This window comes from Rudanella paleaurantiibacter, from assembly GCF_009184635.1.
Lineage (GTDB): Bacteria > Bacteroidota > Bacteroidia > Cytophagales > Spirosomataceae > Rudanella > Rudanella paleaurantiibacter.
The window spans coordinates 35,485-61,025 of the sequence record NZ_WELI01000003.1; the positions used below are offsets into that span (position 1 = coordinate 35,485).

Consider the following 25,541-nt stretch of genomic DNA (forward strand, 5'->3'; position numbering starts at 1 on the left):
CTCTCAAACACCATGAATCTAAACCTTACCGATAAAGTAATTATTGTGACCGGCGGTGCCAAGGGTATTGGCGAAGGCATCAGCCGGGTATTGGCTGGCGAAGGGGCACACGTAGCCATTGTCGGCCGCAACGAAGCTGATAATGGAAAAACCGTCGACGCTATCCGTCAGGCCGGCGGAAAAGCCATCAGTATCGTAGCCGAACTCACCCGCCCCGAGGAGTGTCAACGCGCTGTAGAACAGGTGTTGGCACAGTTTGGGCGTATTGATGGGCTGGTAAACAATGCGGGCGTGAACGACAGCGTGGGTCTTGAAAAAGGCTCATACGAAGCCTTTATGGCTTCGTTGCACAAAAACGTGGTGCATTACTACCTCATGGCACAACACGCCCTGCCCGCGCTGAAGGCATCGAAAGGGAGTATTGTAAACATAGGGTCGAAAGTAGCCGAAACCGGACAGGGCAACACCTCGGCCTATGCTGCGGCCAATGGCGGGCGTAACGCTCTTACCCGTGAGTGGGCCGTGGAGCTGCTGCCGTACAGCATCCGGGTCAACGCCGTGATTGTAGCCGAGTCGTGGACTCCCCTGTACGAAAACTGGATCAAGACGCTGCCGAACCCCGAGGAAACCCTCCAAAAAATTGTAAGCAAAATTCCGCTGGAGCAACGGATGACCACCCCGGAGGAGATTGCCAATATGGTAGCCTTTTTGCTATCGGATAAGTCGAGCCACACCACGGGTCAGCTTATTCACATCGACGGAGGTTACACCCACCTCGATCGGGCGATAACCGACTAATTCGTTTGTGTTATTTTGCGCTTTAAGCAGCTGGCATAAACGATAAATCGGAGCCGCCTGCACCCCATAAACACGTCCTATTTCCCTTCTGCTCTTATGCCTTCTCCTACCCCTTCGGTGAGTACTGCCAACCCGACGGCTCAGGCCGGAAACCACAAAGTGGCGTTTGCGCTGGTTACCAGCCTGTTTTTTTTGTGGGCTTTTGTGCACAATCTGGAGCCTATCCTGATCCCGCACCTCAAGAAAGCCTGTCAGCTCACCGACCTCCAATCGGCCCTGATCGACTCGGCGGTGTACCTCGGCTACTTTCTGATGGCCGTACCGGCGGGGCTTATTATGAAGAAGTACGGCTACAAACAGGGCATTCTGGCCGGATTGGCCCTCTACGCGCTGGGGGCTTTGCTGTTTGTGCCGGCCGCCAATACCCGGATGTACCTGCTTTTTCTGGGGGCGCTGTTCATCATTGCCTCGGGCTGTGCCTTTCTCGAAACGGCAGCCAACCCGTACGTGACCATTCTGGGGCCCGCCAATACGGCCACTACCCGACTCAACCTGAGCCAATCGTTCAACGGACTGGGGGCATTTCTGGCTCCACTCATCGGGGGCAAATTCATCCTGAGCGGCATTGAGCACAGCGAAGCCGAACTGGCCGCCATGACGCCCGCTCAGTTGGATGGGTACCTTCAGTTTGAAGCCGATTCGGTAAAGCTACCCTATATTATCATCGCCATTGTGGTACTGGCCGTGTTGGGCTTGTTTGTGATTACCCGAATGCCCGACGTGCAGAACCGTGAGGCTGGCAACACAGCATCGTTGCGCACGGCCTTGCGGCACAAACACCTGGTAGCGGGTATCTGGGCACAGTTTTTCTACGTGGGGGCGCAGGTCTGCGTAACGAGCTTTTTTATCCGGTTTGCCAAATACACGAGCAACGTTCCCGAAAAACAAGCCGCCGACTGGCTGGGCTACGCCATGCTTGGTTTCTTGATTGGTCGGTTTGTGGGTACGTTCCTGACCAGCTTTATCCCCGCCAACCGCTTGCTTACCCTGTATTCGCTCATCAGCATGGCCTTGCTGGGTGTGGCCATGACGGTAGAGTCGGAGTTGGCGGTATGGGCCGTTTTCGCGGTACCGTTTTTCCAGTCGATCATGTTCCCGACCATCTTTGCCCTCGGCATCGACCGGCTCGAAGAAGACCGGGAGCTGGGCTCATCGCTGTTGGTAATGGCCATTGCGGGCGGAGCCTTGTTCCCATTACTGATGGGCTGGATTTCCGACCAAAGCAACATTCAACTGGCATACATAATCCCGCTGCTCTGTTTCAGCGTTGTAGCCTGGTTCGGCTGGCGGGGATATAAATAAGGAGGCAAGGAGGAGGGGAGAAGAAAGCCCTTCCTCCTTTCCTCCCTTCTCCTTTCCTCCTTCCCCCCCCTTCTTTTATGCGCTATTGTCTTGCACTCGACCTTGTTGACGACCCCGCTCTGATTGCCGAATACGAGCGATACCATCAGAAAATCTGGCCTGAAATTGAAGCCAGCATCCGCGACAGCGGCATCACCGATATGCAGATTTACCGGGTGAGCAACCGACTTTTCATGATTATGGAAACAAACGAGACCTTTTCGTTTGCGGCCAAAGCGGAGGCCGACGCCCAAAACCCCAAGGTACAGGAGTGGGAAGGGCTCATGTGGCAGTATCAGCAAGCCCTCCCAACCGCCAAACCGGGCGAAAAATGGATGCTGATGGAGCGTATCTTTGCGCTATGACGCGATGCTCTCTGGCCTTAATTATCTGTTTGCTGGTTAACCTAACAGCTCTGTCGCAAAGTCTTACCCTGATGTCGTACAACATCCGGCATGGACTCAATACCCAAAATAAAAGTAACCTTGTCAGAGTAGGACAACTGATTCGGGAGCAACGCGCCGACATCATTGGTATTCAGGAAATTGACAGCGTCACAGCCCGCAGTCAAGGTCGTAACCAGGTACAGGCCCTTGCCAAAGCAACGGGGCTCAACGCCGTGTTTGGCCGGGCCGTTACCGAAGCGCAGGGCGGCCACGGACTGGCAATCTTGTCGCGGCACCCCATTATTGCAAGCCAGACGTTACCCCTCCCCTCCCCCGAAACCGGAGCCAACCGGGTGCTGCTGTGTGCGTACGTAGAGCTGCCGGGTGGCAAAACCGTTCGGTTCTGCACAGCCAAACTCGACCCGCATTCTATCCAAAACCGGCTGGCGCAGGCGGCCGCCATTACGGCTTTGCTCAAAGACAGTATTCAGCCGGTAGTTTGGGTAGGCGACCTGCACGGCCATACCGACGACCCCGTGATTCGGCAAATGGCCCGCTACTGGCGCTACGCCGGGGTTAACAACGACGGGGTTACCTTTCCCGATCTGGTATCACGCTTCGACTACATCATGACCCGCCCCAACGGCGAGTTTGGGCAGATAGCCTACCGCATTGTGGAAGAAAACGTTACGTCGGACCACTACCCGGTCATGGCTACGTTTCGCCTGCGTTGAGTAACCGTTTGCAGAGGGCTTTTTCTCTTGGGCCTTTTCGCCTAACTTACAGCCTGGCAACCCCACTGTACGATGCGATTTCTGCCGCTTTTCCTCGTGTTTTTGGCCAGTTCGGCACTGGCTCAGATTCGGCTTATTCCGCAGGCTCCTGTGGTACAGCCCGAGCGGGGCGAGTTTAGCATCCGGCCGGGCCTGCGCATCTGGAGTTCGGCGGCCTGCACCACCGAACGAGAGGTTCTGCAAGCCTACTGGCAACAGGCGGGTCTGCCCCATCTAACATCCGCTGCCAAAGCCCGGCAAGCCGATATTCTGCTCACCGTAGATACAGCGCGCCGGGAAGCCCTTGGCCCCGAAGGATACGAACTCCACATTTCGGGTCGACGCATTACGCTCACGGGTGGCAGCCCAGCGGGGGTATTTTATGGCCTGCAAACACTCCGGCAGGTGCTTCCGGCCACGGACAACCGCCAAATTCCGGCCCTACTCGTGCGCGACAAGCCCCGCTTTGGCTGGCGTTCGTTCACCCTCGATGAGCGAACGTACCGCGCAGGCACCGAGCGGATCAAAACACTACTCGATCAATTAGCCCGGCACAAATTCAACCGGTTTCATCTGCTGCTAAACCCCGGCACGGCACCCGCCGAACCTACTGGCGGGGAGTACCCCCCGGCACAACTTGAGGAGTTAATTCGGTATGCCCAGGAACGGCATATCCTGGCTGTAGTGGAACGGACCAAACCAAAAGCAAACCTATCGGGTGAGACATCGCGCGTGTACCAACTCGCTACCGGAGGCACGGTGCGGTTCTGGCAAGGTTCGGCAAGGGGATTGGTCGAAGCGGCCCGGGCAGGTCAACAACTAATCCACGCCAGTCGGGCCGAAACAGAGTTGAGTCAGCCCCTCACTACCCTCCCGGTCGAGCGGGTGTACCGGTTCGACCCCGTACCCGATCAGATGCCCGCAGAGCTACAGCCGCAAATTCTGGGGGTCGACTACAGCTATATTCATCCCGGCCCGGCGAGCCATCCGTTTGAGGACCTTCAACCCCGGTTGGCCGCAGCCGCTGAGGTGGCCTGGACATTTCTTCAAACCAAAGACTGGGGAAAATTCAGGCAGGCATTGCCCCGTTTTACGGCCCCCAAACGCCCTTGAAGTCTTCTTTTTCACCGTTTATTTCCGAATACTAAGAAAGATCGTCCTGACAAGTACAATATTCTATTTGTCAAGTTAGTTTTACATTCAAACAACTAAACTTGTCAATACTCATGCTACACTCTTTGCTTTTTCCGTATCGGGCCCGCTATGTGGGCTGGCTAATCTTTATCCCGGCAGCTTTATTAGGCATCGCGACCCTCAACTTTGATTTTACCCTCGATTTCTTGACGGTTCCGTTACCTGAATTCTTCATTACTTCCGATCCACTCGCTGGACTTACTGTAAAAAAAGAACCACCGGTAATAAACCTCACGAATGAGTTAGCTGCCATAGGTACCCTGATAGGACTGTTTCTAATCGCGTTCTCCCGCGAGCGTATCGAAGATGAATTTATAAGCCGTATGCGGCTGGAAGCTTTGCAATGGAGTGTGGTAGTTAATTACGCCATTTTGGCCTTGTTCATCATTCTGGCGCATGGGCTTGAATTCATTCTAGTCCTTTCGTACAACATGTTTACCCTACTAATCGTATTTGTTGCCCGGATGCGGTGGCTCATGTACCGCCATAATCACCAACTACTCGCGCTATGAAGAACCGCCTGAAGGTGCAGCGCGCCGAGCATAACTTTTCCCAGGCCCACCTTGCCGAGCGCATTGGTGTGAGCCGACAAACCATCAACTCCATCGAAACGGGCCGGTACGTACCTTCCACGATTCTGGCGTTGAAACTGGCACACCTTTTCGGAGTACGGGTGGAGGAGGTGTTTCAGTTGGAGGATGGGGATTGATTTTGGGTCTGAAGTCTGGGATCACCATGAAAGCACTCCACTTATAGGAAACGTTCGGTGGGTTTTGGCTGTTAGCCTCCCAGAAGAACGTTACAAACCCTCGTGAGCGAACCACAAAAAAGTACCGCCGAAGGCTCTCCGGCTGGCCGGATTTTCGATTTGGCTACCCTCCGCCGACTCTATGCATTCATCCGACCATATCAGGGCCGGTTTTATCTGCTGGTGCTGATTATCATGCTGGCAGCCGCTCTGGCACCCGTCACGCCCCTCCTGATTCGGTACACAATTGACAATGAAATTGCGGCCGGTGATTACAAGGGGCTATCGCTCATGCTGGCTTCTATGGTTGGGGTACTGGTGGTGCAGGCTGTCATGCAATTTTCGAATACCTACCTCTCGGGCTGGCTGGGGCAACATGTAATCCGGGATATTCGGGTACAGCTTTACCACAAAATTCTGCACCTCCGGCTCAAGTTTTTCGACAATACCCCCATTGGCCGACTGGTTACACGCACCATCTCCGACGTTGAAACGCTGGCCGATGTGTTCAGCGAGGGTATGGCCGCCATTGCGGGCGATATCCTCCAGCTGGTTCTAATCATTGGCGTGATGTTTTACACCGACTGGCGGCTCGCGGCCATTAGCCTGTCGATGGTGCCGCTCATGCTGATAAGTACCTACATTTTTAAGGAAAAGATCAAAGCTTCGTTCAACGAGGTTCGGACGGCTGTGGCTAACCTCAACGCCTTTGTGCAGGAGCACATTACAGGCATGAACATTGTCCAGATATTCGGTAGTGAAAAAATCGAAGCCGAGAAGTTCCGCGCCATCAACGATGAGCACCGCAAAGCCAATATCCGCTCTATCTGGTACTACTCTATTTATTTTCCGGTGGCCGATATTCTGTCGGCGGCTGGTACGGGGCTGGTGGTTTGGTACGGAGCCCGCGAGATTCTGAACAGCGAGGTTACCTTCGGGACGGTTACGGCCTTCGTGATGTTTATCAACCTGTTTTTCCGGCCTATCCGAATGCTGGCCGACCGGTTCAACACCCTACAAATGGGTATTGTGAGTACCGATCGTATCCTGAAACTCCTCGACAGCGACGATTACACCCAGAACAACGGTTCGTACGTACCCGAAAAGCTTCGGGGTCAGGTGGAGTTTGAAAACGTCTGGTTTGCTTACAACGACGAAAACTGGGTACTCCGCGACATATCGTTCCGGGTTAATGAAGGGGAAACCGTAGCGTTTGTGGGGGCCACCGGCGCGGGCAAATCGTCGATTATCAACCTCCTGAGCCGGTTTTACGACATCAATCGGGGACACATCCGAATCGATGGCCGCGACCTGCACGACTACGAGCTGGGAGCCCTGCGCCGAAACATCGGGGTGGTATTACAGGACGTTTTCCTGTTTTCCGACACGATTGAGAACAATATCACCCTCGGTGACCCTACCATCAGCCGCGAAAGTATGATCGAAGCGGCCAAACTGGTAGGGGTACACGAATTCATCGAGCGGCTTCCGGGCGGGTATCAATATAACGTGATGGAGCGTGGGGCCACGCTCTCGGTCGGGCAGCGTCAGTTGATCTCGTTTGTGCGGGCCATGGTTCAAAACCCGCGCATCATTGTTCTGGACGAAGCCACATCGTCGGTCGATACCGAAACGGAAGAACTCATTCAGCGGGCCATTGAAAAGCTCATGAAAGGCCGCACGGCTATTGTGATTGCCCACCGACTATCGACTATTCAGAAAGCCGACAACATCATTGTGGTGGACAAGGGGCATCTGGTGGAGCAGGGCACACACGAGGAGCTTCTGCAACGGGAAGGTGCCTATGCTAACCTGTACCGAATGCAGTACAAGGAAATGGCCTGATTTCTACCCCGGCAGATACACTAGAAACGTAGCCCCCTGCCCCGGTTCACTGCGCGCAGTGATGGCCCCGTTATGGTTTTCGGCTACTCGTTTGCAGGTTGCCAGTCCGATACCCGACCCCTCGTACTGACTGCGGCCGTGTAACCGCCCAAACATCTGAAACAGCTTGTCGAGATACTTTTCCTGAAAACCGATGCCATTGTCGGTTACCCAAATTTCCCAGTATGGCTTGTCTGACTGGGAAAGGGACGCAGGCAAATGGGAAGCGTGAGCCTCAACCAGCCGACTCCCGATCTGCACCGCAGGGTCGGTACCGGGGCGGGTGTATTTGAGCGCATTCCCCATCAGGTTACTCAACAGTTGCTGCATCTGCGTCCGGTCGGCCAACACGGTGGGCAGCTCACCCACGTCTATTTGGGCTTTTCGGGCCTGAATGGTCAGCTCAAGATCGTTGAGAACCTCTGCCACAACCTCCTTAAGCGCCACCGACTCGAAATTCTGCGGCTGTGCCGACAAGGACTGTGTGGATAGTTTCGAGTAAGCCAGTAAGTCCCGAATCAGATTCGCCATCCGAACCGACGCATTCTGCATCCGCCGGAGCAAATCCTGCGCGGGAGCCGGCAGCAATTGGCCGTACTGTTCGAGCACGTGCCCCCCGAAATACTGGATTTTACGCAGCGGCTCCTGTAAGTCGTGACTGGCTACGTAAGCAAACTGTTGCAGATATTCGTTCGACCGTTCGAGGGCCCGGTTCAGCTTTACCAGTTCGCGGGTACGGTCGGCCACTTCCTGCTCCAGCCGTTCAGCCGAGAGCTTTTGCTCGTGTATGTCGATCCAGGAGCCCACATAGGCAAACAACTCCCCATTGGGGTATTGGCTTGGAGCCCCCTGCGCCAGAAACCACCGGTACGAACCATCCTGCTTCCGTAATCGGTGTTCGAGTGTGTAGGGTTGCAGCGTCTGAATGGCCTGCCGGAAAGCCAGCCCAACTGATTCGCGCTCATCAGGATGCAGCAGATCGGTATAGCTGAGCGGGAAAACCTGCGTTTCCGACATGCCCAGATACGCCAGCACCTGCGGGTTCACGTACTTAAACGAGCCGTCGGGATTACAGGTCCAGACGAGCGTCGGGGTCGCGTCGGCCATAATTCGGAAGCGCTCTTCACTTTCGCGGAGGGCGGCCTCAGCCTGTCGCTGCTGGGTAACGTCGGTATGCACACCCACCCACTCCCGGATAGCCCCCTCCCGATCAAACAGCGGAATAGCCCGAATCGTGAACTGCCCCCAACGCCCGCCTTTGGCCCGAACCCGGTGCTCAAAAACAAACATACGCCGTTCTTGGACAGCTTCGTTCCAGGCCCGGATCGTGGGGAGCGCATCGTCGGGGTGTACAACTCTGGACCATCCGTACCCCTGGTATTCATCGTACGATTGCCCGGTCAGAGCGGCCCAGCCGGGCTGAGCCCCTTCCATCTCCCCGCGCGGGTTGTTCGTCCACAACGTACCCTGCACGGCCGCAATAGCCGCCCCAAACCGGTCCTGACTCTGCTCCAATTGTTGCCGGGCATACACCTGCTCTGACACATCGGTTGCCTGAATAACCAAATGCGTTGGGGTATCACCTTCGACGGCTATCGGCTGAAACACAAATTGATAATACAAAACCCGGTAGCCTCCATCAGAGCCCTGTACCTCAATAGGATATTCGGCAATGGTCAGCGGTTTCCCCGATTCACCTACCCGATCAATAGCATAGGCTGAGCTTTCGGGCCATACCTCTTTAATCGAACGCCCATTCAGCTGCTCTGAGGAACGCCTGAAAAGCGTCTGATAGCGTGGATTGGCAAATACGAAGGTCAACTCAGGCCATTGCACCACCGCCATAGCCGACGGCACCTGCATGAATACCGACGCTAATAGTCGGTTTAAACGCGGCCCGTTTTCGTTTGATTCAATGTGTAAAATAGAGTCAGGCATGGTACAGCCACAGCAAACCCGCCAAAAACTATCCGTAAAATCTGGGCGACAAAACGACTGGCGAGCAACAGCGTCAAATTAAGAATACCATTTTCTTCATACGAGAAAATAGTTAAAACATTAGCCAATGGGTTTACTTAAACCAAGTAGTCTCACTGCGCAAATCGGAAACCGGCTCAATCAGGAATCCAACGATCAGAGGGCGTCTTCCTCATCGCGCAGGCTTGCCCCCGTTGTTCCTTCCGTAATAGGTTTGTGTTCGGGACCAATTGGCCCCTGCTGCGGAGACACCGGGTTCGTTTCGCCCCGCCCCGAGCCGTCGAGAGCGTAAGCAATAGAGCTGGCTAAATCATCGACCGGCGTCGATTGGCCGACCTGCGGAGGCTCTACCGGGGCGCGTTGCAACTCGGTATCGGCGGCAGCCGGCTCTGACCCGGTCTGGTCAATAATATCTTCGTCGGCCCGAACGTCCTGCTCCATCCCGGTGGGCACCCGGCTGGAATTCTGGTTCATCATATCATCGGGACTAGGTGCGTAGCTTTCCATGTGTTGAGTCTGTTGGTATACGTATAATAACCGCTTACCGGAAAAGCTGTTTGGGTTTGGGCACGAAAAAACCCCGGCCCTGAGGAACCGGGGTTTTAGTGCTCTTTTACTGAGAGATTTTGTTTTTACTAAAGCCAGCTAAAACAAACTCCTCATAAACTGTTCTGATTTTCTAAGTTCTCTATCTCTTGCTCCATTGCTGCAATTGAATGTGAGATGTGCTTATTCAACCCTTCCAGTCTATCAATATTATCCAATACCACTTGAACATTCTGTAAAATTTTCTCTCTTTGTGACGCAGGCATACCTATCGAAGCCGCCATAGAACTTAAGTTAAGCATTAGCGAAGCAAAATGATTCATATGCCCCACATTTGTTAAACTCAAGTGCTCCAAAATCTGACTTTGGATAATTTGATTTTGTAAAATCAGCCTATCTACTGGTCTTATTGATTTATTACTCATTCTTTTATCAACCAATTTTAGAAAGCATTAAAAACTAAGCTGTTTCCAGCTCGCGGTCGTGCCGCCGGGCGCGCTGCCGATCCTGAAACCGGAGCAAAATCCGCTCTTTCAGCTTCATCCAGCGTTCATATAATTTCGATTCTTTCAGAAAATTCCAGTTTTCTTTCTTTTCCTCTTTCCGATGTTGCTCGGGATCGTAGAGCATACCCGTACAGAGGCAGTGCTTCCGGTTGGTCCGGTTCAGGATGTCGTAGTTGACACAGCTCGAACAACCTTTCCAGAACGCTTCGTCGGCAGGCAGTTCGCTCAGAGTCACTGGCTCATACCCAAGATCAGAGTTGATCTTCATAACAGCCAGACTGGTGGTTAGCCCAATGATTTTGGCATTGGGGAACCGCTTGCGCGACAGTTCAAATGCTTTGGCCTTGATCCGGGTCGCAATACCGCTTTTCCGATGATCAGGATGCACGATTAGGCCCGAGTTGGCCACAAATTTACCGTGCTCCCAGGTCTCGATGTAGCAGAAGCCGACCCATTCGCCAGCCAGTGTCGTAGCGACAATGGCCTTGCCTTCAAGCATTTTTTCCATGACATAAATGGGCGAGCGCTTAGCGATACCGGTGCCCCGGGCTTTGGCGCTGCGTTCCATTTCCTGACAGATGGTCTCGGCCAGGCGGAGGTGATCCTCGCTGGCAATCTGTACGATATACTGGTCGTTGACTACTTCGTGATTAATCATCGTCATTTATTGGGCAACGAAAAACGTTGTGACGTTTACCGCAACCGGGGACGTTGTGACCCGTGTGTTGGCTTAGTGATGAATAAAAAAAGAATAGCGGAGGAGTTCTGCCACGTAGGCAAAAGCGATTAGATGGTCCTTTCGGACCTGACTCGATAGGGCGTTGTGTGATAAAAGGCCGCTATGTCGTTCGGTTTCGTCATCGCTGATTAGATAGGCCAGATGAGCCTGAAAAAGCCGACAATGTTAGATAAATTGCCGGGCTTGTGCAATGAATAAAACGTATTTTTTTGCGCATGGTTCACTTTTAATGCCCAAATAATTAACAATCAATTATTGTAAGATTCGGATTTTATTTATATATCTTTGTCAAAATCAAGCGCCAGCCGAAAACTTAATGAATCAATTAACCGCCGACGATCTCATCTACGGTTACTTAAACGGTATCTTTCCGATGGCCGACGCCGATGGTACGTTATACTGGTACTCGCCCGACCCCCGGGCTATTATACCGCTTGAAACGTACAAACCGGCCAAATCATTGCGCCCGGTGCTGAACAAAAAAACCTTTGAAATCCGCATAAACGCTGATTTTGAACAGGTTATGCGCCGTTGTGCTGTACCTCGGTCAGACGACGACAGCACCTGGATTTCCGAAGAAATTATCAGTGCCTACACCACCCTCAACCAGATGGGTTTAGCCCATAGTGTGGAGACGTATATAGATGACCGTTTGGTCGGTGGCCTATATGGGGTGGCCCTCGGGGCGGCTTTTTTCGGCGAATCGATGTTCTACGAAGTCGACAATGCCTCGAAAGTCGCCTTCCACTACCTGATCATGATTCTACGCGAACAGCGCTTCGAACTTCTTGACACTCAGTTTATTAATGATAATGTCCGGCGTTTTGGCGCGATTGAAATACCTAAGAATCAGTACCTCAAACTGTTAAAGCAGGCACTCAAACGGAAAGCCCGGTTCAGCGAACCCATGCTTGAACACCTGTTTAACTTTCACGCAGAAGATTAAACAGACAAACGGCAATAATTTTCGTATTGATTCCAACCATTCGCGTAGATCGAGGGTCTTCAGAACGACAACAGTAAACACGTTTACACATGCGTTCCACTCGATCAACTTCCTTTCTGGCCCTCCTATTGGGCGGTTTAACCTTCTTCAGCTGCGAAAAAGAAGCCACAGTAGCTACCCAATCGACTACTCAACCTGTTGCGGTAGAGCTCAACGGGTCGGCGCGGGTTGGCGGTAATGCGACCGTTCAGGTCAATTCCATTCAGGATAGCCGATGCCCGGCCAATGCCGTTTGTATTCGGTACGGTAATGCCGACGTTACGTTTACCCTCAGTCAGGGAAGCCTGAGTCAGTCGGGCAAATTATGTCTGGGTGAATGCGGTACCAAAGGGCTGCACGACAAAGACTCAACTACGCTGCAACTGGGCCCCGACACGTACAAGGTATTGCTGACTGAGGTGCGCCCCTACCCCGGCACCACTACCGACACGAAGCAAACCGCCGTACTGAGGGTGACGAAGCAGTAGATGTAATTGAGTCATGAGGCCGTCTACGGTTTATTCAATCTGTACAACCGCTGAATAGCCGCCATCAACCAATGTCAACATCAACCACTGCCAGGGTCTTCGACCACTGGCAGGGTTTCAGCTCTCCATACCCTGCCAGTGGTCAAAGACCCTGGCAGTGGTTTTAACTCCTCTATACCTTGGCAGTGGTTTTAACCCCTCCACACCCGAAAACCCACAGCAGAGATTTCACAGCAGTAATTAACCACAGGAACCAGAGTAAGCAACAGCCTGATCAATCATTCACGCCAATATTCGGCAAAGCCGAGAAAGTGCAAAAAAGCAGCCTACGTAGGCTGCTTTTTTGGTAGGTGGCTTGCTGACTCAAAACGGACCCATTTGCCAATAACCGTCGGATGAGAGCCATAACGACATCGTTACCGGGAACGATTGCGTAAAAAAAGTTAAAGCCCGGCGAGGTTACGTCTCTTTTTTGGGGGCATCTTATCCAGCCGGGGCCTTAACAGGTTTCCCGGCTGGCAATACCTGTTCTTGCCATAATCTAATTTCAGGGCTAAACGATTTAACCGGTTTCGGTAATGAAATTCATATCACGACTTGCCTTTCTCCTGATTCTGACGGCCTTTCGTCCGGCTGATGATAAGCTTCGTATTTTCCTCATCGGCGATTCGACCATTGCGGATAAACGCCCGTTCGACGCGCCCGAAACGGGTTGGGGCATGGTGTTCCCGACGTTTTTTAACGAAGCCGTAGAGGTGCAAAATCATGCCGTAAACGGACGAAGCACCAAAAGCTTTCGGACGCTGGGACACTGGAAAGCGGTTCAGAACAACCTCCGCCCCGGCGACTGGGTCTTGATTCAGTTTGGTCACAACGATCAGAAAGCCGACGACACGACCCGGTTTGCAGCCGCTCAGACCGATTATCGCAAAAACCTGATCCGGTACATTGAGGAAACCCGCGCCAAGGGGGCTAACCCGGTGCTGATTACGCCCGTGATGCGCCGTAAGTTTGACCAGGCCGGTCAGTTTGTCGATCAGCACGGAGAATACCCCGGCGTGGTGAAGGCCGTTGCTAAGCAATACCGCGTGCCCCTTATCGATCTGCACAGCAGCAGCCGGGAGGCTCTTGTTCAACATGGTGTGGAGGAATCCAAAGCCTTGTTTATGCACCTGCCCACCAAAATGTACGCCAAGTTTCCCGACGGGAAAGAAGACAACACCCACTTCTCGCCCTACGGTGCAGCCGTGATGGCCAGTCTGGTAGCCGACGGTATCCGGCAAAACGTAAGCTCACTGGCTACGTTTCTGAAAGCATCGCCTTTCACGGGTAAGTACGCGTATGAATTACCCCACGTAGCCGAGCCGGCTTTTCGGAAAGACACGTTCAACATTGTGCGGTACGGGGCCGTAGCCGACGGAGTGACCAACAACGCTCGCGCTATCAACGACGCCATTGAGCAATGTGCGCGGGCCGGGGGTGGTACCGTCCTGATTCCAAAGGGCTTCTGGCTTACCGGTCCTATTACGCTCAAAAGTGGCGTCAACCTGCACACACAGGCCGGAGCGCTGGTGCAGTTTAGCCGGAACACCACCGATTTTCCGCTGGTCAAAACCACCTGGGAAGGCGTGGAAGCGATTCGGGCGCAGGCCCCTATTTCCGGCACCGACCTCGACAATATCGGTATCACGGGCCAAGGCGTGTTCGACGGTGCGGGTGAAGTTTGGCGGCCGGTAAAGAAAGGTAAGCTGACCGGTTCACAATGGGCCAACCTGCTCAAATCGGGTGGTTTGCTCGACGCTGAAAAAACAACCTGGTACCCTACCGAGCGAGCGCTCAAGGGCGCATCGGCCAAACGGGGGGGCGTAGTTGCCGAGGGCTACACCTTGCAGAATACCGAAGAGATAAAGGAATTTGTACGGCCCAACCTGCTCGTGCTTACCCGGTGCAAACGGGTGCTGCTCGAAAACGTAACGTTTCAGAACTCACCCGCCTGGTGCCTGCACCCGGTGCTTTGTGCCCATATTACCCTGCGCAACCTGACCATTCGGAACCCGTGGTACGCCCAAAATGGCGATGGCATCGACCTCGAATCGTGCCGAAACGGGCTGGTAGAGGGCTGTACGCTCGACGTGGGTGACGATGGCATCTGCATTAAATCGGGCAAGGATGAAGAAGGCCGTAAGCGGGGTGTTCCGACCGAAAACATTGTGGTGCGCAACAATACCGTTTTTCACGGGCATGGTGGCTTTGTGATCGGCAGCGAAATGTCGGGCGGGGTGCGGAATCTGTTTGTATCGAACTGCAATTTCCTCGGAACCGACGTGGGGCTGCGGTTTAAAACAGCCCGCGGACGCGGGGGCATTGTCGAGAAGATTTACGTGTCGGATATCAACATGACCAACATTCCGGGTGAGGCCATCCTGTTCGATATGTACTACATGGCGAAAGACCCCGTACCGCAGGCAGGCGAGTCGAACGAGCTGCCCACCATTGAGGCTAAGCCCCTGAACGACGGCACCCCACAATTCCGCGATTTTCACATCCGCAACGTGGTTTGTCAGGGTGCCGAAACGGGCATTCTGATCCGGGGTTTGCCCGAAATGGCCATCAAAGACATCGACATCGAAAATGCCGTATTGCAGGCCAATGCCGGGCTGGTGTGCGTGGAAGCCGACAATATCCGGCTCAAAAACGTGACCTTGCTCACCAAAGCCAAAACCGTAATGACCGTGCAAAACAGCAAAAACCTGACCCTCGACGGGATTCGGTATGCCGACAATGTCGATTTGCTCTTACGCTTACTCGGCGACCGCTCAAAAAACATCCGGCTACTGAATACCGACAAAACAAAGGCCAAAAAAGATGTCGAGTTTGGCGGTCAGGCTACGGCGGCTATGCTGGCCAAGTAAACGAACACCTCCAAACCGTTTTACGTGTACACCCAACGGGCCATCGCGCCTGAACAACACCGGGTTTAACGACCGATAGAATGCAACGAGAACAACGCTTTGTCGACGCAGGCGAACTGGCCTGGGAAACAGCTGGCGAAGGGGTAAAACGCCAGATCATGACGTTCGACAACGACCTGATGATGGTCAAAGTAGCCTTTGAAACCGGCGGCATCGGCACGCTGCATAACCACCCACATACCCAAATCAGCTACGTGGAACGCGGCCGCTTTGAAATCGACATCGACGGCACCAAACGCGAGCTCAAAGCCGGCGATGCTTACTACATTCCGCCCTATGTGATGCACGGTGCCGTGTGCCTCGAAGCGGGCGTACTGGTCGATGTATTTACGCCCATGCGGGAAGATTTTCTGAACCATGACTAAACGATTCACCCTACTGGCGTGGCTGGGCCTGAGTATGGCCGCCTACGCCCAAACAGCGCCCTGGTCGGAGCGCATGGCCGCTACTGTGATGGCTACGCATGCCGACTCTATTGCGTACACCAAAGAGAAAAAAGACGCCCGCTGGGAATACGAAATGGGCGTAGTGCTACGGGGAATTGAGCAGGTCTGGTACCGTATCGGCGACAACCGGTATTTCGAGTACATCCAGAAAAACCTCGACCGGTACGTTACGGCCGATGGCACTATCCGCACGTACAAGCTGGAAGATTACAACATCGACCACGTGACACCGGGCCGGGGGCTACTGCTGCTGTATCAGCAGTCGTTGCCGGGCAAGGAAAAATACCGCAAAGCCGCCGACCTGCTTCGGAAGCAACTGGCTCAACAACCCCGAACTAAAGAAGGGGGTTTCTGGCACAAAAAACGGTACCCATACCAAATGTGGCTCGACGGCTTGTACATGGGCGAGCCATTTTATGCCGAATACAGCCTGCTGTTTGGCGAGTCGAAAAATTTCGACGACATCGTGAATCAGTTTGTCTGGATGGAGCAGCACAGCCGCGATGCAAAAACGGGCCTGCTGTACCACGGCTGGGACGAAAGCCGCGAACAAAAATGGGCGAATCCCCAAACCGGCAAGTCGCCCAACTTCTGGAGCCGGGCTATGGGTTGGTACGCCATGGCTCTGGTCGATGTGCTCGATTATATTCCGGCCTCGCATCCGCGCCGGGGCGAGGTGATCGCGATTCTGCAACGGCTCATGCCCGCCGTGGTGAAATACCAGGACCCGAAAGAAGGAGCCTGGTATCAGGTCACCGACCGCATGGGTAGCCCCGGCAACTACCTCGAAGCCTCAGGAACAGCCATGTTTGTGTATGCGCTGGCAAAGGGTGTCCGGCTGGGATACCTGCCCGCGTCGATGCTATCCTACGCCCGCAAAGGGTACGCTGGCATGCTCAAAAACTTTATCTCGACTGATAGCAAGGGATTGATTCACCTTGAAAAAACGGTAAGTGTGAGCGGCCTGGGCGGTACGCCTTACCGCGATGGCAGCTACGAGTATTACTTAGGCGAGCCGCTCCGGCAAGACGACCTGAAGGGTGTTGGGCCGTTTATTATGGCGAGCGTTGAATTGGAAATTGCCGGGGCAGCGGGGCAAACTGCCGTGGGCGTTGGCAAAACGGTGGCCGTTGATACGTATTTCAACCATGAATTTCGGAAAGGGATATTGGGCGAGCAGGAGCCATTCCATTACACCTGGGACGACAAACTCCACTCAGGCTTCTGGTGGTGGGGCAACACCTTCCGCGACCTCGGGGCCAAAACCGTTTCGGTACCTACAGCTCCGGGAGCCGCGGCCCTCAAAAACATAGACGTGTACATTATTGTGGACCCCGACACCCCGAAGGAGACGGCCCAACCCAACTATGTTTCGGAAGCCGACTCCAAAGCCATTGCCGACTGGGTGCGGGCGGGGGGTACGCTTGTGCTGATGGCCAACGATACGGCCAACTGCGAACACAAAAACTTCAACCGGTTGGCGGCTCAGTTCGGGATTCAGTTTCTGCCCAAAAACCGCAACATGGTCCAGAAAGATCAGTTCGAGCAAGGGCAAATTACCATTCCAGCCGGGTTACCCCTATTCCCGACCACCCGTACGGTGTACATCAAAGAATTGTCTCCCCTATCGGTGAAGGCCCCGGCTAAGGCAGTCGTGACAGACGGTGGGGATGTGATCATGGCCGTTGCCAAAGTAGGCAAAGGAACCGTGTTTGCCGTTGGTGACCCCTGGCTGTACAACGAATACGTGGATGGACGGAGAATCCCGGCCCGCTACGAGAACTTCAAAGCCGGTAAAGAGCTGGCTACGTGGCTACTGGAGCAAGTGCCCTCGAACGCTGCGGCTCTGCGAAAATAATTGAGAGATTGAGTGAAGAATTAGCACGCGGATGACGCGGATTAAGCCGATTTTCGCTGATCTACTTATCAGCGCGAATTCGTTAGATCGGCGTTATCCGCGTGCTATTTAAATTCAAAAGATTGGTACACGGATGAAGCGGATTAAGGCGATTTTCGCGGATCTACTCATTGGCGCGAATTCGTTAGATTGGTGTTATCCGCGTGCCATTTAAATTCAAAAATTGGCGCGCGGATGACGCGGATTAAGCCGATTTTCGCTGATCTACTTATCAGCGCGAATTCGTTAAATCGGTGTTATCCGCGTGCTATTTAAATTCAAAAGATTGGTACACGGATGAAGCGGATTAAGGCGATTTTCGCGGATTGATAAAGAGAATCGGTGTACATATGCCTGCTCCGCGTCATCTGCGTTCAATTTTTGGTTACCTCAATCGCTTGGGTATTCATTTTGTCCAGTACTGTCCCCTTTTATTCGTCGATATGGACGTTTCCGCTCCCCCTCCTTATTTCAGGAGGGAGCAGGGGGTGGTAAAGATTCAGCAATAGACTTATTGGTAATCACACCCCGCTCGACTGACGGGCTATTAACTGCGTCGGAATACGGACGGTACCAATGGGGGCGGCTTTTTGCTTGCGCTCAATCAGTTCAATGAGTCGCTCGGCGGCCGTTTGACCGATCTCCTTCGCGGGCTGCACCACTGTACTCATCGGGGGCGACAGCAGATGCGCTACCCCGATATTGGTAAAACCCACAATGGATACCTGCTCGGGAATCACAATCCGGCGAGCCTGTAGCGTAGCCAGACACCCGAGCGCCAGTCGGTCGCTCGCGGCAAAAAAAGCGTCGGGCGGGGGCGACTGCTCCAGCAAATCGTCGACAATCGGGTCAATTTCGTGCTGCCCGAACCCCACATACCGAATCAGCGACTCATCGTACGGCAACCCGTTTTGTTCCAGAGCCGCCCGGTAACCCGCCAATCGCTCCTGCGTGATCGACATGTACGGCGGAATGGTCACGTGCGCAATACGCCGACGCCCCGACCGAATCAGGTGCTCGGTAGCGGCAAACGCCCCCCCGTAGTTGTCCGACACAATTTTTACGGTATCCAGCTCATCCGACACCCGGTCGAACAAAACAATCGGGAAGTTCTTTTGCCGTAACTCCTGCAAGTGGCTCACATCGTTGGTCTCGCTCGATAGCGAGATCAGGAGCCCATCCACCTTACGCGCCACCGACTGCTGCACCGTAACTACTTCACGTTCAAACGACTCGTGACTTTGGGCGATAATCACGTGGTAGCCCCGGTTGTAGGCAATAGCCTCAATGCCATTGATGGCCTGCGAGAAAAAATCGTTCGCAATCTGGGGTACAATCACGCCAATCACCCGGCTGCGGTTTTCTTTCAGGCTGAGTGCAATCGGGTTGGGCCGATAGTTCATCCGCTCGGCATACTCCATCACCAGCCGCTTGGTTTCGGGGTTGATTTCATAGCTTCCCCGCAGGGCCCTCGATACCGTTGAAGTCGACAGATTCAGGGCCCGGGCGATGTCTTTTATGGTAACTGCCTCCAAAGCGTATTCTCGCTAAAATCCAAAAAAAGATAAAGTAACCCGTCGTCGCTGAGTCATCAGTAGGAGGGTTTTAGAGACCAAATCTACTGATAAGCCCCCAACCCACCCACAGGGAAGCCAAATTGGCAACGTTCCCGATAACGATTGCATGAATAAATACAGCCTAACCCGTCGGGCGAGCTTCCAGACTGGCTATTCTTAACCTATCCGGCTTTTCCAGAACCGGGCACTCTTTATCGATACAGATTGAAAAAAGACAATCCGGTTTATCGCCGGCGACAGGGCTCATGACCAATGATCTTTCGCTAAACTACCTGCTGGACCAACCGTCCGCTGCGGCCGCCCGCCCAACCCCTGAGCAGTTACTGCAACTGCCCGAAACGGTGCTTCAATTTGGTACGGGAGCCTTGTTGCGGGGCCTGCCCGACTACCTGATCGACAAAGCCAATCGGGCGGGTATCTTCAACGGCCGCATCGTAGTCGTCAAATCGACCGACGGGGGCGACCTCACCGCGTTTCGGCGGCAGGACAACCTCTACACGCTTTGTATCCGAGGGGTCGAACAAGGCCGTACCGTCGAGGAAAACGTTATCTGCTCGGCCATCAGCCGGGTTTTATCGGCCCGAACGGAATGGGAATCGGTGCTTCAGCTGGCGGGTAACCCCGACCTGAAACTGGTGATTTCGAACACCACCGAGGTGGGCATTCAACTCGTACAGGACGACATTCGGCAAACGCCCCCGCAATCATTTCCGGGTAAGCTCCTCGCCGTGTTGTACGCCCGCTACCAGGCTTTTGGGGGCGACCGCGACCGGGGACTCGTGATTGTACCCACCGAACTGATTCCCGACAACGGCGCCCGGCTCGAAGCCATTCTGCTCGAACTGGCGCACCGCAACGGCCTTGAAAGCGATTTTATCGACTGGCTCGAATCGGCCAATACCTGCTGCAACTCGCTGGTCGACCGGATTGTGCCGGGTCGCCCCGACCCCACTACCCTGCACGACCTGGCCGACCAACTCGGCTACGACGACGAATTGCTGACCATTGCCGAAGTGTACCGCCTTTGGGCTATTGAGGTACCCGACGGCCCCAATGCGAGCCGGGTAACTGAGGTGCTATCGTTCAGCCGGGCCGATGCGGGCGTGTTTATCCGGCCCAACATCGGTTTGTTCCGTGAGCTAAAACTACGGTTGCTCAACGGCACCCACACCTTGAGCTGTGGCATGGCCTGGCTGTCGGGTTTTGATACGGTTCGTGAGGCTATGGACGACGAAACCATGGGAGCATTTATCCGGTCGCTCATGCTGGCCGAACTGCTGCCGGGCATCCCCTACCCGGTAGACGAAAAAACGGCCCAACGCTTTGCTACCGATGTACTCGACCGGTTTCAGAATCCGTATATCGAACACCGTTGGCTATCCATTACGATGCAGTACACCGCCAAAATGCAGATGCGCAACGTGCCTACCCTGCTCCAGTACTACCGTCAGTTGGGTACCACACCGGCCTACATGCCGCTGGGGTTTGCGGCCTACCTCCTGTTCATGCGGGGCACACATCAGCCTGCCGAATCGGGTGGTCTCTGGTACGGTGACCGCGACGGTACCCCCTACCCGATTCAGGATGAGAAAGCGGGCTACTTCGCCGACATATGGTCGCGATCAACACCGGCACAGGTAGTCAGTACAGTACTGAGCAACAAATCATTATGGGGGCATGACCTGACTTTGTTGCCGGGTTTTGCTGAACGCGTACATGAGGCTCTCGAACAGTTTCTCAATCAGGGACTTTACGCCACCCTGGCGGCCCGTTTTACCAAATCCGTTTTACTCGACAAATGAGTCAATCCGTTTTAAAAATACACCCGAACGATACAGTCCTGGTTGCGCTGAAAGACCTCGAACCGGGCGAAATTGTTCATTGGGAAGATACCACCCTGACCGTGACCGAGGCCATTCCGGCCAAACATAAACTGACCCTCGCCGACAGCCTTCCGGGCGGTGCCGTCAGCATGTACGGCGTACGGGTGGGTACGCTCAAACACGCGATTCGGGCCGGTGGCCGACTCACTACATTCAACGTTCAGCATGCGACCGACAGCTACCAGATCGCAACGACTACCTCACCCGATTTGCACCAAAACTGGGCCGCACCGGACGTGAGCCACCTGCAAGCCCGAACGTTTATGGGGTATCACCGGGCCGACGGACGCGTGGGTACGGCTAACTACTGGCTGGTGATCCCGCTGGTGTTTTGCGAGAACCGAAATATTCAGGTACTTCAGGAGGCTCTGGTACACGATCTGGGGTACGCCCGGCGGCACAGCTACACCGAACACACCAACCAGCTGATTGAGTTGGTGCGGGCCGGAAAAACCGTAGAACAGATTTTGGATACCCATTTCTCAGCCACCGGGGGTAGCACCGCCACACCCCACGGGCCTCAGCAGTTATTCCCTAACGTCGACGGGGTGAAGTTTCTGATCCACGACGGAGGCTGTGGCGGCACCCGGCAGGATGCACAGGCGCTTTGTGGGCTACTGGCGGGCTACATTACGCACCCTAACGTAGCCGGGGCCACCATTTTGAGCCTCGGCTGCCAGAATGCGCAGGTTGCCATGTTGCAGGACGAAATTGCCAAACGCAGCCCCAACGACCCGCGCCCGCTGTACATTCTGGAGCAACAAAGCATAGGCACCGAAGTCACCCTGATGGAACAGGCTCTCCGGCAAACATTTGCCGGACTCATGCAGGCCAATGCGTGTGTGCGACAACCTGCCCCTCTGAGCAAACTCTGCGTAGGGCTGGAATGTGGCGGCTCCGATGGTTTCTCTGGCATTTCGGCCAACCCCGTGCTGGGTCAGGTATCTGACCGGCTCGTGGCACTGGGTGGCACTGTGATTCTGTCCGAGTTCCCCGAGCTGTGCGGAGTGGAACAGGAACTGTGCGACCGCTGCGTACAACCCGAACTGGCGGGCCGGTTTCAGTCGCTCATGCGCACCTACGCACAGCGGGCCGAAGCAGCCGGCTCGGGCTTCGACATGAACCCCTCGCCCGGCAACATCCGCGACGGCCTCATCACCGACGCGATGAAATCGGCCGGGGCGGCCCGCAAAGGCGGTAGTTCGCCCGTGGTCGATGTGCTCGACTACCCAGAACTGGTGCGTAAACCGGGGCTTAATCTGCTCTGCACACCCGGCAACGATGTGGAGTCGACCACGGCGGAAGTAGGTTCCGGGGCTACCCTCGTCTTGTTTACAACGGGGCTCGGTACCCCAACGGGCAACCCGATTGCCCCGGTGGTAAAGGTGGCCAGCAACACCGCCCTGGCCAACCGCATGCCCGACATTATCGACATTAACACCGGCACCATCATCGACGGGCAGGAAACCATCGAAGCCGTGGCCGAGCGGCTCCTCGACTACATGATCCGGGTAGCGAGTGGCGAAACAGACGTAGCGGCCGTGCGGCACGGACAAGACGATTTTATTCCCTGGAAACGGGGCGTATCGCTTTAAAAAGCCAAGATCGAGCCACCAAAAAATCACTACTTTCCCCCACTTTCTACACGGTAAACCCCACAAAAACCGGTTTTTAGCAAGGAGTTAGGGTAAGTAATGGCTTATAAATGCTCTTTGCACTATAATCCGGTTCGCCGGTTCAGTTAACCATTTCTTGTGAATGAGTAAAGTTTGTTGTTTTGGTGAGTTGTTACTCCGCTTTTCGCCCCATGCCAATGGCGAATGGATTCGGCAGGCAACCATGCCGGTATTTGTAGGCGGGGCCGAACTAAACGTAGCTACTGCTCTGGCAAACTGGCACGTACCGGTTCGTTACAATACCGTGCTTCCCCACAACGCCCTGGCCGACGATATGCTGAACCAGATTCAAACGCTGGGAATCGACACCGCAGGCATGACCCGGTTTGGGAGCCGGGTGGGGAGTTACTACCTACCACAGGGTTCTGATCTCAAAAATGCGGGTGTCATCTACGACCGGGCCTACTCGGCTTTTTCGGAGCTGGCTCCCGGTAAGGTAGACTGGGAAGCCGTACTCGACGGCATCAGCTGGCTGCACGTGAGTGCCATTAGTCCGGCTCTGAGCCAGGCCGTAGCCGATGCCTGCCTCGAACTGCTGACCGTAGCCTCCACCAAAGGCATCACCGTTTCGATGGATTTGAATTACCGCGCCAAACTCTGGCAATATGGCAAGCGGCCGTCCCAAATCATGCCCGCCCTGGTAGAACACTGCGATCTGGTAATGGGTAACATCTGGGCCGCACACACCTTACTGGATATGCCGCTCGACCCGAACATCACCGACGACTGGACGGCGGAACAGTACGTAGCCCATGCGGCCCAAACAGCCGACGCCATCCGCGAGCGGTTCGGGCGTTGCCGGATCGTGGCCAACACCTTCCGGTTCGATAACCCGCCGGGGGGCATCCGGTACTACGCCACCCTGCATACCAACGGGCAAACGTACGTGGCCCCCGAATTTCTGCTCAATTCGGTCGTCGACAAGGTAGGCAGTGGCGACTGCTTTATGGCGGGCCTTATTTACGGGCATTACAACAGGCACGAGCCACAAGCCATTATCGACTTTGCCGCTGCGGCTGCTGTGGGTAAGTTACAGGAGTTCGGTGATGCCTCGGCCCAGACAGAGGCCGACGTTCGGCAGCGGTTGCAACATAGCCGATCGGCAGCGCCTACCTCTTAATTTGTTTGTTTACTAGTCTCTTTCTTATCCGCCCCAACCGGGCACCCCTATCGTTAAACGTCTTACCTTCAAACTTTTATGAATCAACCCAAAGGCGGCTATCGCTGGACCATTGTGGCCCTGCTTTTTTTCGCCACAACGATCAACTACCTCGACAGGCAGGTTATCGGCCTGCTCAAACCGGCTCTGGAGTCCGAATTTAGCTGGACAGAAACCGACTACAGCCGCATTGTAATGGCCTTCTCGGCCTCGTACGCGCTGGGTCTGCTCCTGTTCGGCCGGGTGATTGACAAGATTGGCTCAAAAATGGGCTATATCATTTCGATCATCGTCTGGAGTATTGCCGCCATGCTGCACGCCGTAGCCACCAGCACCATTGGGTTTGGGGTTTGGCGGGCCGTACTGGGTCTGGGTGAGTCGGGCAACTTCCCGGCCGCCATCAAGTCGGTAGCTGAGTGGTTTCCCAAGCGTGAGCGAGCCCTCGCAACGGGTATCTTCAACTCGGGAGCCAATATTGGGGCGGTGGTAGCGCCGGTTATGGTTCCCTGGATTCTGGGGGCTTACGGCTGGCAGGAAGCGTTTATCATTACCGGTGCCATTGGTTTTATCTGGCTTATTTTCTGGTGGATTTACTACGAATCGCCCGCCAAACAGCCCCGGCTCGGTCAGGAAGAATACGCGTATATTCACAGTGATAACGATGAGGAGGTAACCACCGGCGAGTCGGTCAGCTGGGGACAACTCTTCCGAATCCGTCAAACGTGGGCCTTTATTCTGGGCAAGTTCCTCACCGACCCGATCTGGTGGTTCTTCCTGTTCTGGTTGCCCAGCTACTTCGCTTCTACGTTTAACCTGGATCTCAAAAAACCGTCGTTGCCACTCGTGGTGGTGTATACTGCCACAACGATTGGTAGCATTGGCGGGGGGTATCTGTCAGGGTATTTTATTAAGCGCGGTATGCCTATTTTCCGGGCCCGTAAAACAGCCATGTTCATTTTTGCCCTGCTCGTAATTCCGATTACGCTGGCTCAGTTTGCTACCAACATCTGGCAGGCCGTTGCCCTGATTAGTCTGGCGGCAGCCGCGCATCAGGCCTGGAGCGCCAACATTTTCACCACGGCATCGGATATGTTCCCGAAGCGGGCCGTTAGCTCGGTAGTCGGTATCGGCGGCATGGCCGGTTCGGTAGGCGGCATTCTGTTCCCGATTCTGGTCGGGGCGTTGCTGGATAGCTACAAAGAGGCCGGTAACCTCACCGGCGGCTACAACGTTCTGTTTATCATCTGCGGCTTTGCGTACCTCGCGGGTTGGTTGTGCATGCACTTCTTCGCCCCACGCATGGAGCCGGTCAACCTCTCAGCAGCCGAGCCAGTGGGTGTAAGATAAATAAGACGATTTCAGTCCTTAGATCGGGGCGCTACTCTACGGGGTGGTGCCCCGTTTGCTTATGGGAATTATACAATTTACTCAGGGTCACTAAGCATCGTTTCGGCAAGGTCTGCTGCGTTAGCGGAGCAAGCCCTGAGCGGATTATTCCAAATCCGT

General features: G+C 54.6%; 22 protein-coding genes. 17 read left to right on the top strand and 5 right to left on the bottom strand.

Annotated elements, in window-relative coordinates; genetic code table 11:
- The first annotated feature begins 12 nt into the window (after positions 1 to 12).
- The 8 genes from F5984_RS08920 (at position 13) to F5984_RS08955 (ending at position 7,145) form a co-directional block, all read left to right on the top strand.
- Positions 13 to 798 carry an L-fucose dehydrogenase gene (locus F5984_RS08920; RefSeq protein ID WP_152123935.1) on the top strand — a complete coding sequence of 262 codons (786 nt, stop codon included), beginning with the start codon at positions 13 to 15 and terminating at the stop codon, positions 796 to 798.
- 96 nt (positions 799 to 894) lie between these two features.
- Positions 895 to 2,160, top strand: a complete 1,266-nt coding sequence (gene fucP, locus F5984_RS08925) for an L-fucose:H+ symporter permease (RefSeq protein ID WP_185155461.1) — start codon at positions 895 to 897, stop codon at positions 2,158 to 2,160.
- A gap of 77 nt (positions 2,161 to 2,237) precedes the next feature.
- Positions 2,238 to 2,564 carry an L-rhamnose mutarotase gene (locus tag F5984_RS08930; protein WP_152123936.1) on the top strand — a complete coding sequence of 109 codons (327 nt, stop codon included), beginning with the start codon at positions 2,238 to 2,240 and terminating at the stop codon, positions 2,562 to 2,564.
- A complete protein-coding gene (locus F5984_RS08935; RefSeq protein ID WP_246168884.1) occupies positions 2,561 to 3,319 on the top strand; it encodes an endonuclease/exonuclease/phosphatase family protein in 759 nt (252 codons plus the stop codon). Before F5984_RS08930 ends, F5984_RS08935 begins: the two co-directional genes overlap by 4 nt.
- Positions 3,320 to 3,391: 72 nt before the next feature.
- Positions 3,392 to 4,471: a beta-N-acetylhexosaminidase gene (locus tag F5984_RS08940; RefSeq protein WP_152123937.1), complete on the top strand. Its 1,080-nt coding sequence runs from the start codon at positions 3,392 to 3,394 to the stop codon at positions 4,469 to 4,471.
- 113 nt (positions 4,472 to 4,584) lie between these two features.
- On the top strand, positions 4,585 to 5,064 hold the full coding sequence (locus F5984_RS08945) for a hypothetical protein (RefSeq protein WP_152123938.1): 480 nt from the start codon (positions 4,585 to 4,587) through the stop codon (positions 5,062 to 5,064).
- Positions 5,061 to 5,261, top strand: coding sequence for a helix-turn-helix transcriptional regulator (locus F5984_RS08950; RefSeq protein ID WP_152123939.1), 201 nt, complete (start codon positions 5,061 to 5,063; stop codon positions 5,259 to 5,261). Before F5984_RS08945 ends, F5984_RS08950 begins: the two co-directional genes overlap by 4 nt.
- 102 nt (positions 5,262 to 5,363) lie before the next feature.
- Positions 5,364 to 7,145, top strand: coding sequence for an ABC transporter ATP-binding protein (locus F5984_RS08955; RefSeq protein ID WP_152123940.1), 1,782 nt, complete (start codon positions 5,364 to 5,366; stop codon positions 7,143 to 7,145).
- A 3-nt stretch (positions 7,146 to 7,148) separates the two neighbouring features.
- Here the strand turns inward: F5984_RS08955 and F5984_RS08960 are convergent, their stop codons facing one another.
- The 4 genes from F5984_RS08960 to F5984_RS08975 all read right to left on the bottom strand — a co-directional run bounded on the left by F5984_RS08960 (position 7,149) and on the right by F5984_RS08975 (position 10,871).
- The gene (locus F5984_RS08960; protein WP_152123941.1) at positions 7,149 to 9,122 is read right to left on the bottom strand and encodes a PAS domain-containing sensor histidine kinase; all 1,974 of its coding nucleotides are present in this window, start codon (positions 9,120 to 9,122) and stop codon (positions 7,149 to 7,151) included.
- A 195-nt stretch (positions 9,123 to 9,317) separates the two neighbouring features.
- A complete protein-coding gene (locus F5984_RS08965) occupies positions 9,318 to 9,668 on the bottom strand; it encodes a hypothetical protein (protein ID WP_152123942.1) in 351 nt (116 codons plus the stop codon).
- A gap of 152 nt (positions 9,669 to 9,820) precedes the next feature.
- A complete protein-coding gene (locus tag F5984_RS08970; RefSeq protein ID WP_152123943.1) occupies positions 9,821 to 10,132 on the bottom strand; it encodes a hypothetical protein in 312 nt (103 codons plus the stop codon).
- Between the two features lie 34 nt (positions 10,133 to 10,166).
- On the bottom strand, positions 10,167 to 10,871 hold the full coding sequence (locus F5984_RS08975) for a GNAT family N-acetyltransferase (protein WP_152123944.1): 705 nt from the start codon (positions 10,869 to 10,871) through the stop codon (positions 10,167 to 10,169).
- A 397-nt stretch (positions 10,872 to 11,268) separates the two neighbouring features.
- On the opposite strand from F5984_RS08975, the gene aat reads away from it, so the two are divergent.
- The 5 genes from aat (at position 11,269) to F5984_RS09000 (ending at position 17,701) form a co-directional block, all read left to right on the top strand.
- Positions 11,269 to 11,898 (top strand): leucyl/phenylalanyl-tRNA--protein transferase, encoded by a 630-nt coding sequence (gene aat / locus F5984_RS08980; protein ID WP_152123945.1) that lies wholly within the window; start codon positions 11,269 to 11,271, stop codon positions 11,896 to 11,898.
- Positions 11,899 to 11,987: 89 nt separating this feature from the next.
- Positions 11,988 to 12,425 carry a hypothetical protein gene (locus F5984_RS08985; protein ID WP_152123946.1) on the top strand — a complete coding sequence of 146 codons (438 nt, stop codon included), beginning with the start codon at positions 11,988 to 11,990 and terminating at the stop codon, positions 12,423 to 12,425.
- A 578-nt stretch (positions 12,426 to 13,003) separates the two neighbouring features.
- On the top strand, positions 13,004 to 15,337 hold the full coding sequence (locus F5984_RS08990; protein WP_152123947.1) for a glycosyl hydrolase family 28 protein: 2,334 nt from the start codon (positions 13,004 to 13,006) through the stop codon (positions 15,335 to 15,337).
- Between the two features lie 80 nt (positions 15,338 to 15,417).
- Positions 15,418 to 15,762: a cupin domain-containing protein gene (locus F5984_RS08995; protein WP_152123948.1), complete on the top strand. Its 345-nt coding sequence runs from the start codon at positions 15,418 to 15,420 to the stop codon at positions 15,760 to 15,762.
- Complete coding sequence (locus F5984_RS09000; RefSeq protein WP_152123949.1) at positions 15,755 to 17,701, top strand: DUF4350 domain-containing protein; 1,947 nt, start codon at positions 15,755 to 15,757, stop codon at positions 17,699 to 17,701. The genes F5984_RS08995 and F5984_RS09000 overlap by 8 nt, the downstream gene beginning before the upstream one ends.
- Positions 17,702 to 18,261: 560 nt before the next feature.
- Here F5984_RS09000 and F5984_RS09005 read toward each other — a convergent pair.
- Entirely contained in the window at positions 18,262 to 19,275 is a 1,014-nt protein-coding gene (locus F5984_RS09005) for a LacI family DNA-binding transcriptional regulator (protein ID WP_152123950.1), read from the bottom strand.
- 287 nt (positions 19,276 to 19,562) lie between these two features.
- Here F5984_RS09005 and F5984_RS09010 point away from each other — a divergent pair, with 287 nt between their 5' ends.
- The 4 genes from F5984_RS09010 to F5984_RS09025 all read left to right on the top strand — a co-directional run bounded on the left by F5984_RS09010 (position 19,563) and on the right by F5984_RS09025 (position 25,382).
- Complete coding sequence (locus tag F5984_RS09010; protein WP_152123951.1) at positions 19,563 to 21,119, top strand: tagaturonate reductase; 1,557 nt, start codon at positions 19,563 to 19,565, stop codon at positions 21,117 to 21,119.
- On the top strand, positions 21,116 to 22,795 hold the full coding sequence (locus F5984_RS09015) for a UxaA family hydrolase (RefSeq protein WP_152123952.1): 1,680 nt from the start codon (positions 21,116 to 21,118) through the stop codon (positions 22,793 to 22,795). The genes F5984_RS09010 and F5984_RS09015 overlap by 4 nt, the downstream gene beginning before the upstream one ends.
- A gap of 163 nt (positions 22,796 to 22,958) precedes the next feature.
- Positions 22,959 to 23,996: a sugar kinase gene (locus F5984_RS09020; RefSeq protein ID WP_152123953.1), complete on the top strand. Its 1,038-nt coding sequence runs from the start codon at positions 22,959 to 22,961 to the stop codon at positions 23,994 to 23,996.
- 78 nt (positions 23,997 to 24,074) lie between these two features.
- Entirely contained in the window at positions 24,075 to 25,382 is a 1,308-nt protein-coding gene (locus F5984_RS09025; RefSeq protein ID WP_152123954.1) for an MFS transporter, read from the top strand.
- The last annotated feature ends 159 nt before the right edge of the window (positions 25,383 to 25,541 follow it).

Coding starts and splice junctions, on each gene's coding strand:
- F5984_RS08920 (WP_152123935.1), top strand. CDS start 13: ATGAATCTAAACCTTACCGATAAAGTAATTATTGTGACCGGCGGTGCC.
- fucP (WP_185155461.1), top strand. CDS start 895: ATGCCTTCTCCTACCCCTTCGGTGAGTACTGCCAACCCGACGGCTCAG.
- F5984_RS08930 (WP_152123936.1), top strand. CDS start 2,238: ATGCGCTATTGTCTTGCACTCGACCTTGTTGACGACCCCGCTCTGATT.
- F5984_RS08935 (WP_246168884.1), top strand. CDS start 2,561: ATGACGCGATGCTCTCTGGCCTTAATTATCTGTTTGCTGGTTAACCTA.
- F5984_RS08940 (WP_152123937.1), top strand. CDS start 3,392: ATGCGATTTCTGCCGCTTTTCCTCGTGTTTTTGGCCAGTTCGGCACTG.
- F5984_RS08945 (WP_152123938.1), top strand. CDS start 4,585: ATGCTACACTCTTTGCTTTTTCCGTATCGGGCCCGCTATGTGGGCTGG.
- F5984_RS08950 (WP_152123939.1), top strand. CDS start 5,061: ATGAAGAACCGCCTGAAGGTGCAGCGCGCCGAGCATAACTTTTCCCAG.
- F5984_RS08960 (WP_152123941.1), bottom strand. CDS start 9,122: ATGCCTGACTCTATTTTACACATTGAATCAAACGAAAACGGGCCGCGT.
- F5984_RS08965 (WP_152123942.1), bottom strand. CDS start 9,668: ATGGAAAGCTACGCACCTAGTCCCGATGATATGATGAACCAGAATTCC.
- F5984_RS08970 (WP_152123943.1), bottom strand. CDS start 10,132: ATGAGTAATAAATCAATAAGACCAGTAGATAGGCTGATTTTACAAAAT.
- F5984_RS08975 (WP_152123944.1), bottom strand. CDS start 10,871: ATGATTAATCACGAAGTAGTCAACGACCAGTATATCGTACAGATTGCC.
- aat (WP_152123945.1), top strand. CDS start 11,269: ATGAATCAATTAACCGCCGACGATCTCATCTACGGTTACTTAAACGGT.
- F5984_RS08985 (WP_152123946.1), top strand. CDS start 11,988: ATGCGTTCCACTCGATCAACTTCCTTTCTGGCCCTCCTATTGGGCGGT.
- F5984_RS08990 (WP_152123947.1), top strand. CDS start 13,004: ATGAAATTCATATCACGACTTGCCTTTCTCCTGATTCTGACGGCCTTT.
- F5984_RS08995 (WP_152123948.1), top strand. CDS start 15,418: ATGCAACGAGAACAACGCTTTGTCGACGCAGGCGAACTGGCCTGGGAA.
- F5984_RS09000 (WP_152123949.1), top strand. CDS start 15,755: ATGACTAAACGATTCACCCTACTGGCGTGGCTGGGCCTGAGTATGGCC.
- F5984_RS09010 (WP_152123951.1), top strand. CDS start 19,563: ATGACCAATGATCTTTCGCTAAACTACCTGCTGGACCAACCGTCCGCT.
- F5984_RS09015 (WP_152123952.1), top strand. CDS start 21,116: ATGAGTCAATCCGTTTTAAAAATACACCCGAACGATACAGTCCTGGTT.
- F5984_RS09020 (WP_152123953.1), top strand. CDS start 22,959: ATGAGTAAAGTTTGTTGTTTTGGTGAGTTGTTACTCCGCTTTTCGCCC.
- F5984_RS09025 (WP_152123954.1), top strand. CDS start 24,075: ATGAATCAACCCAAAGGCGGCTATCGCTGGACCATTGTGGCCCTGCTT.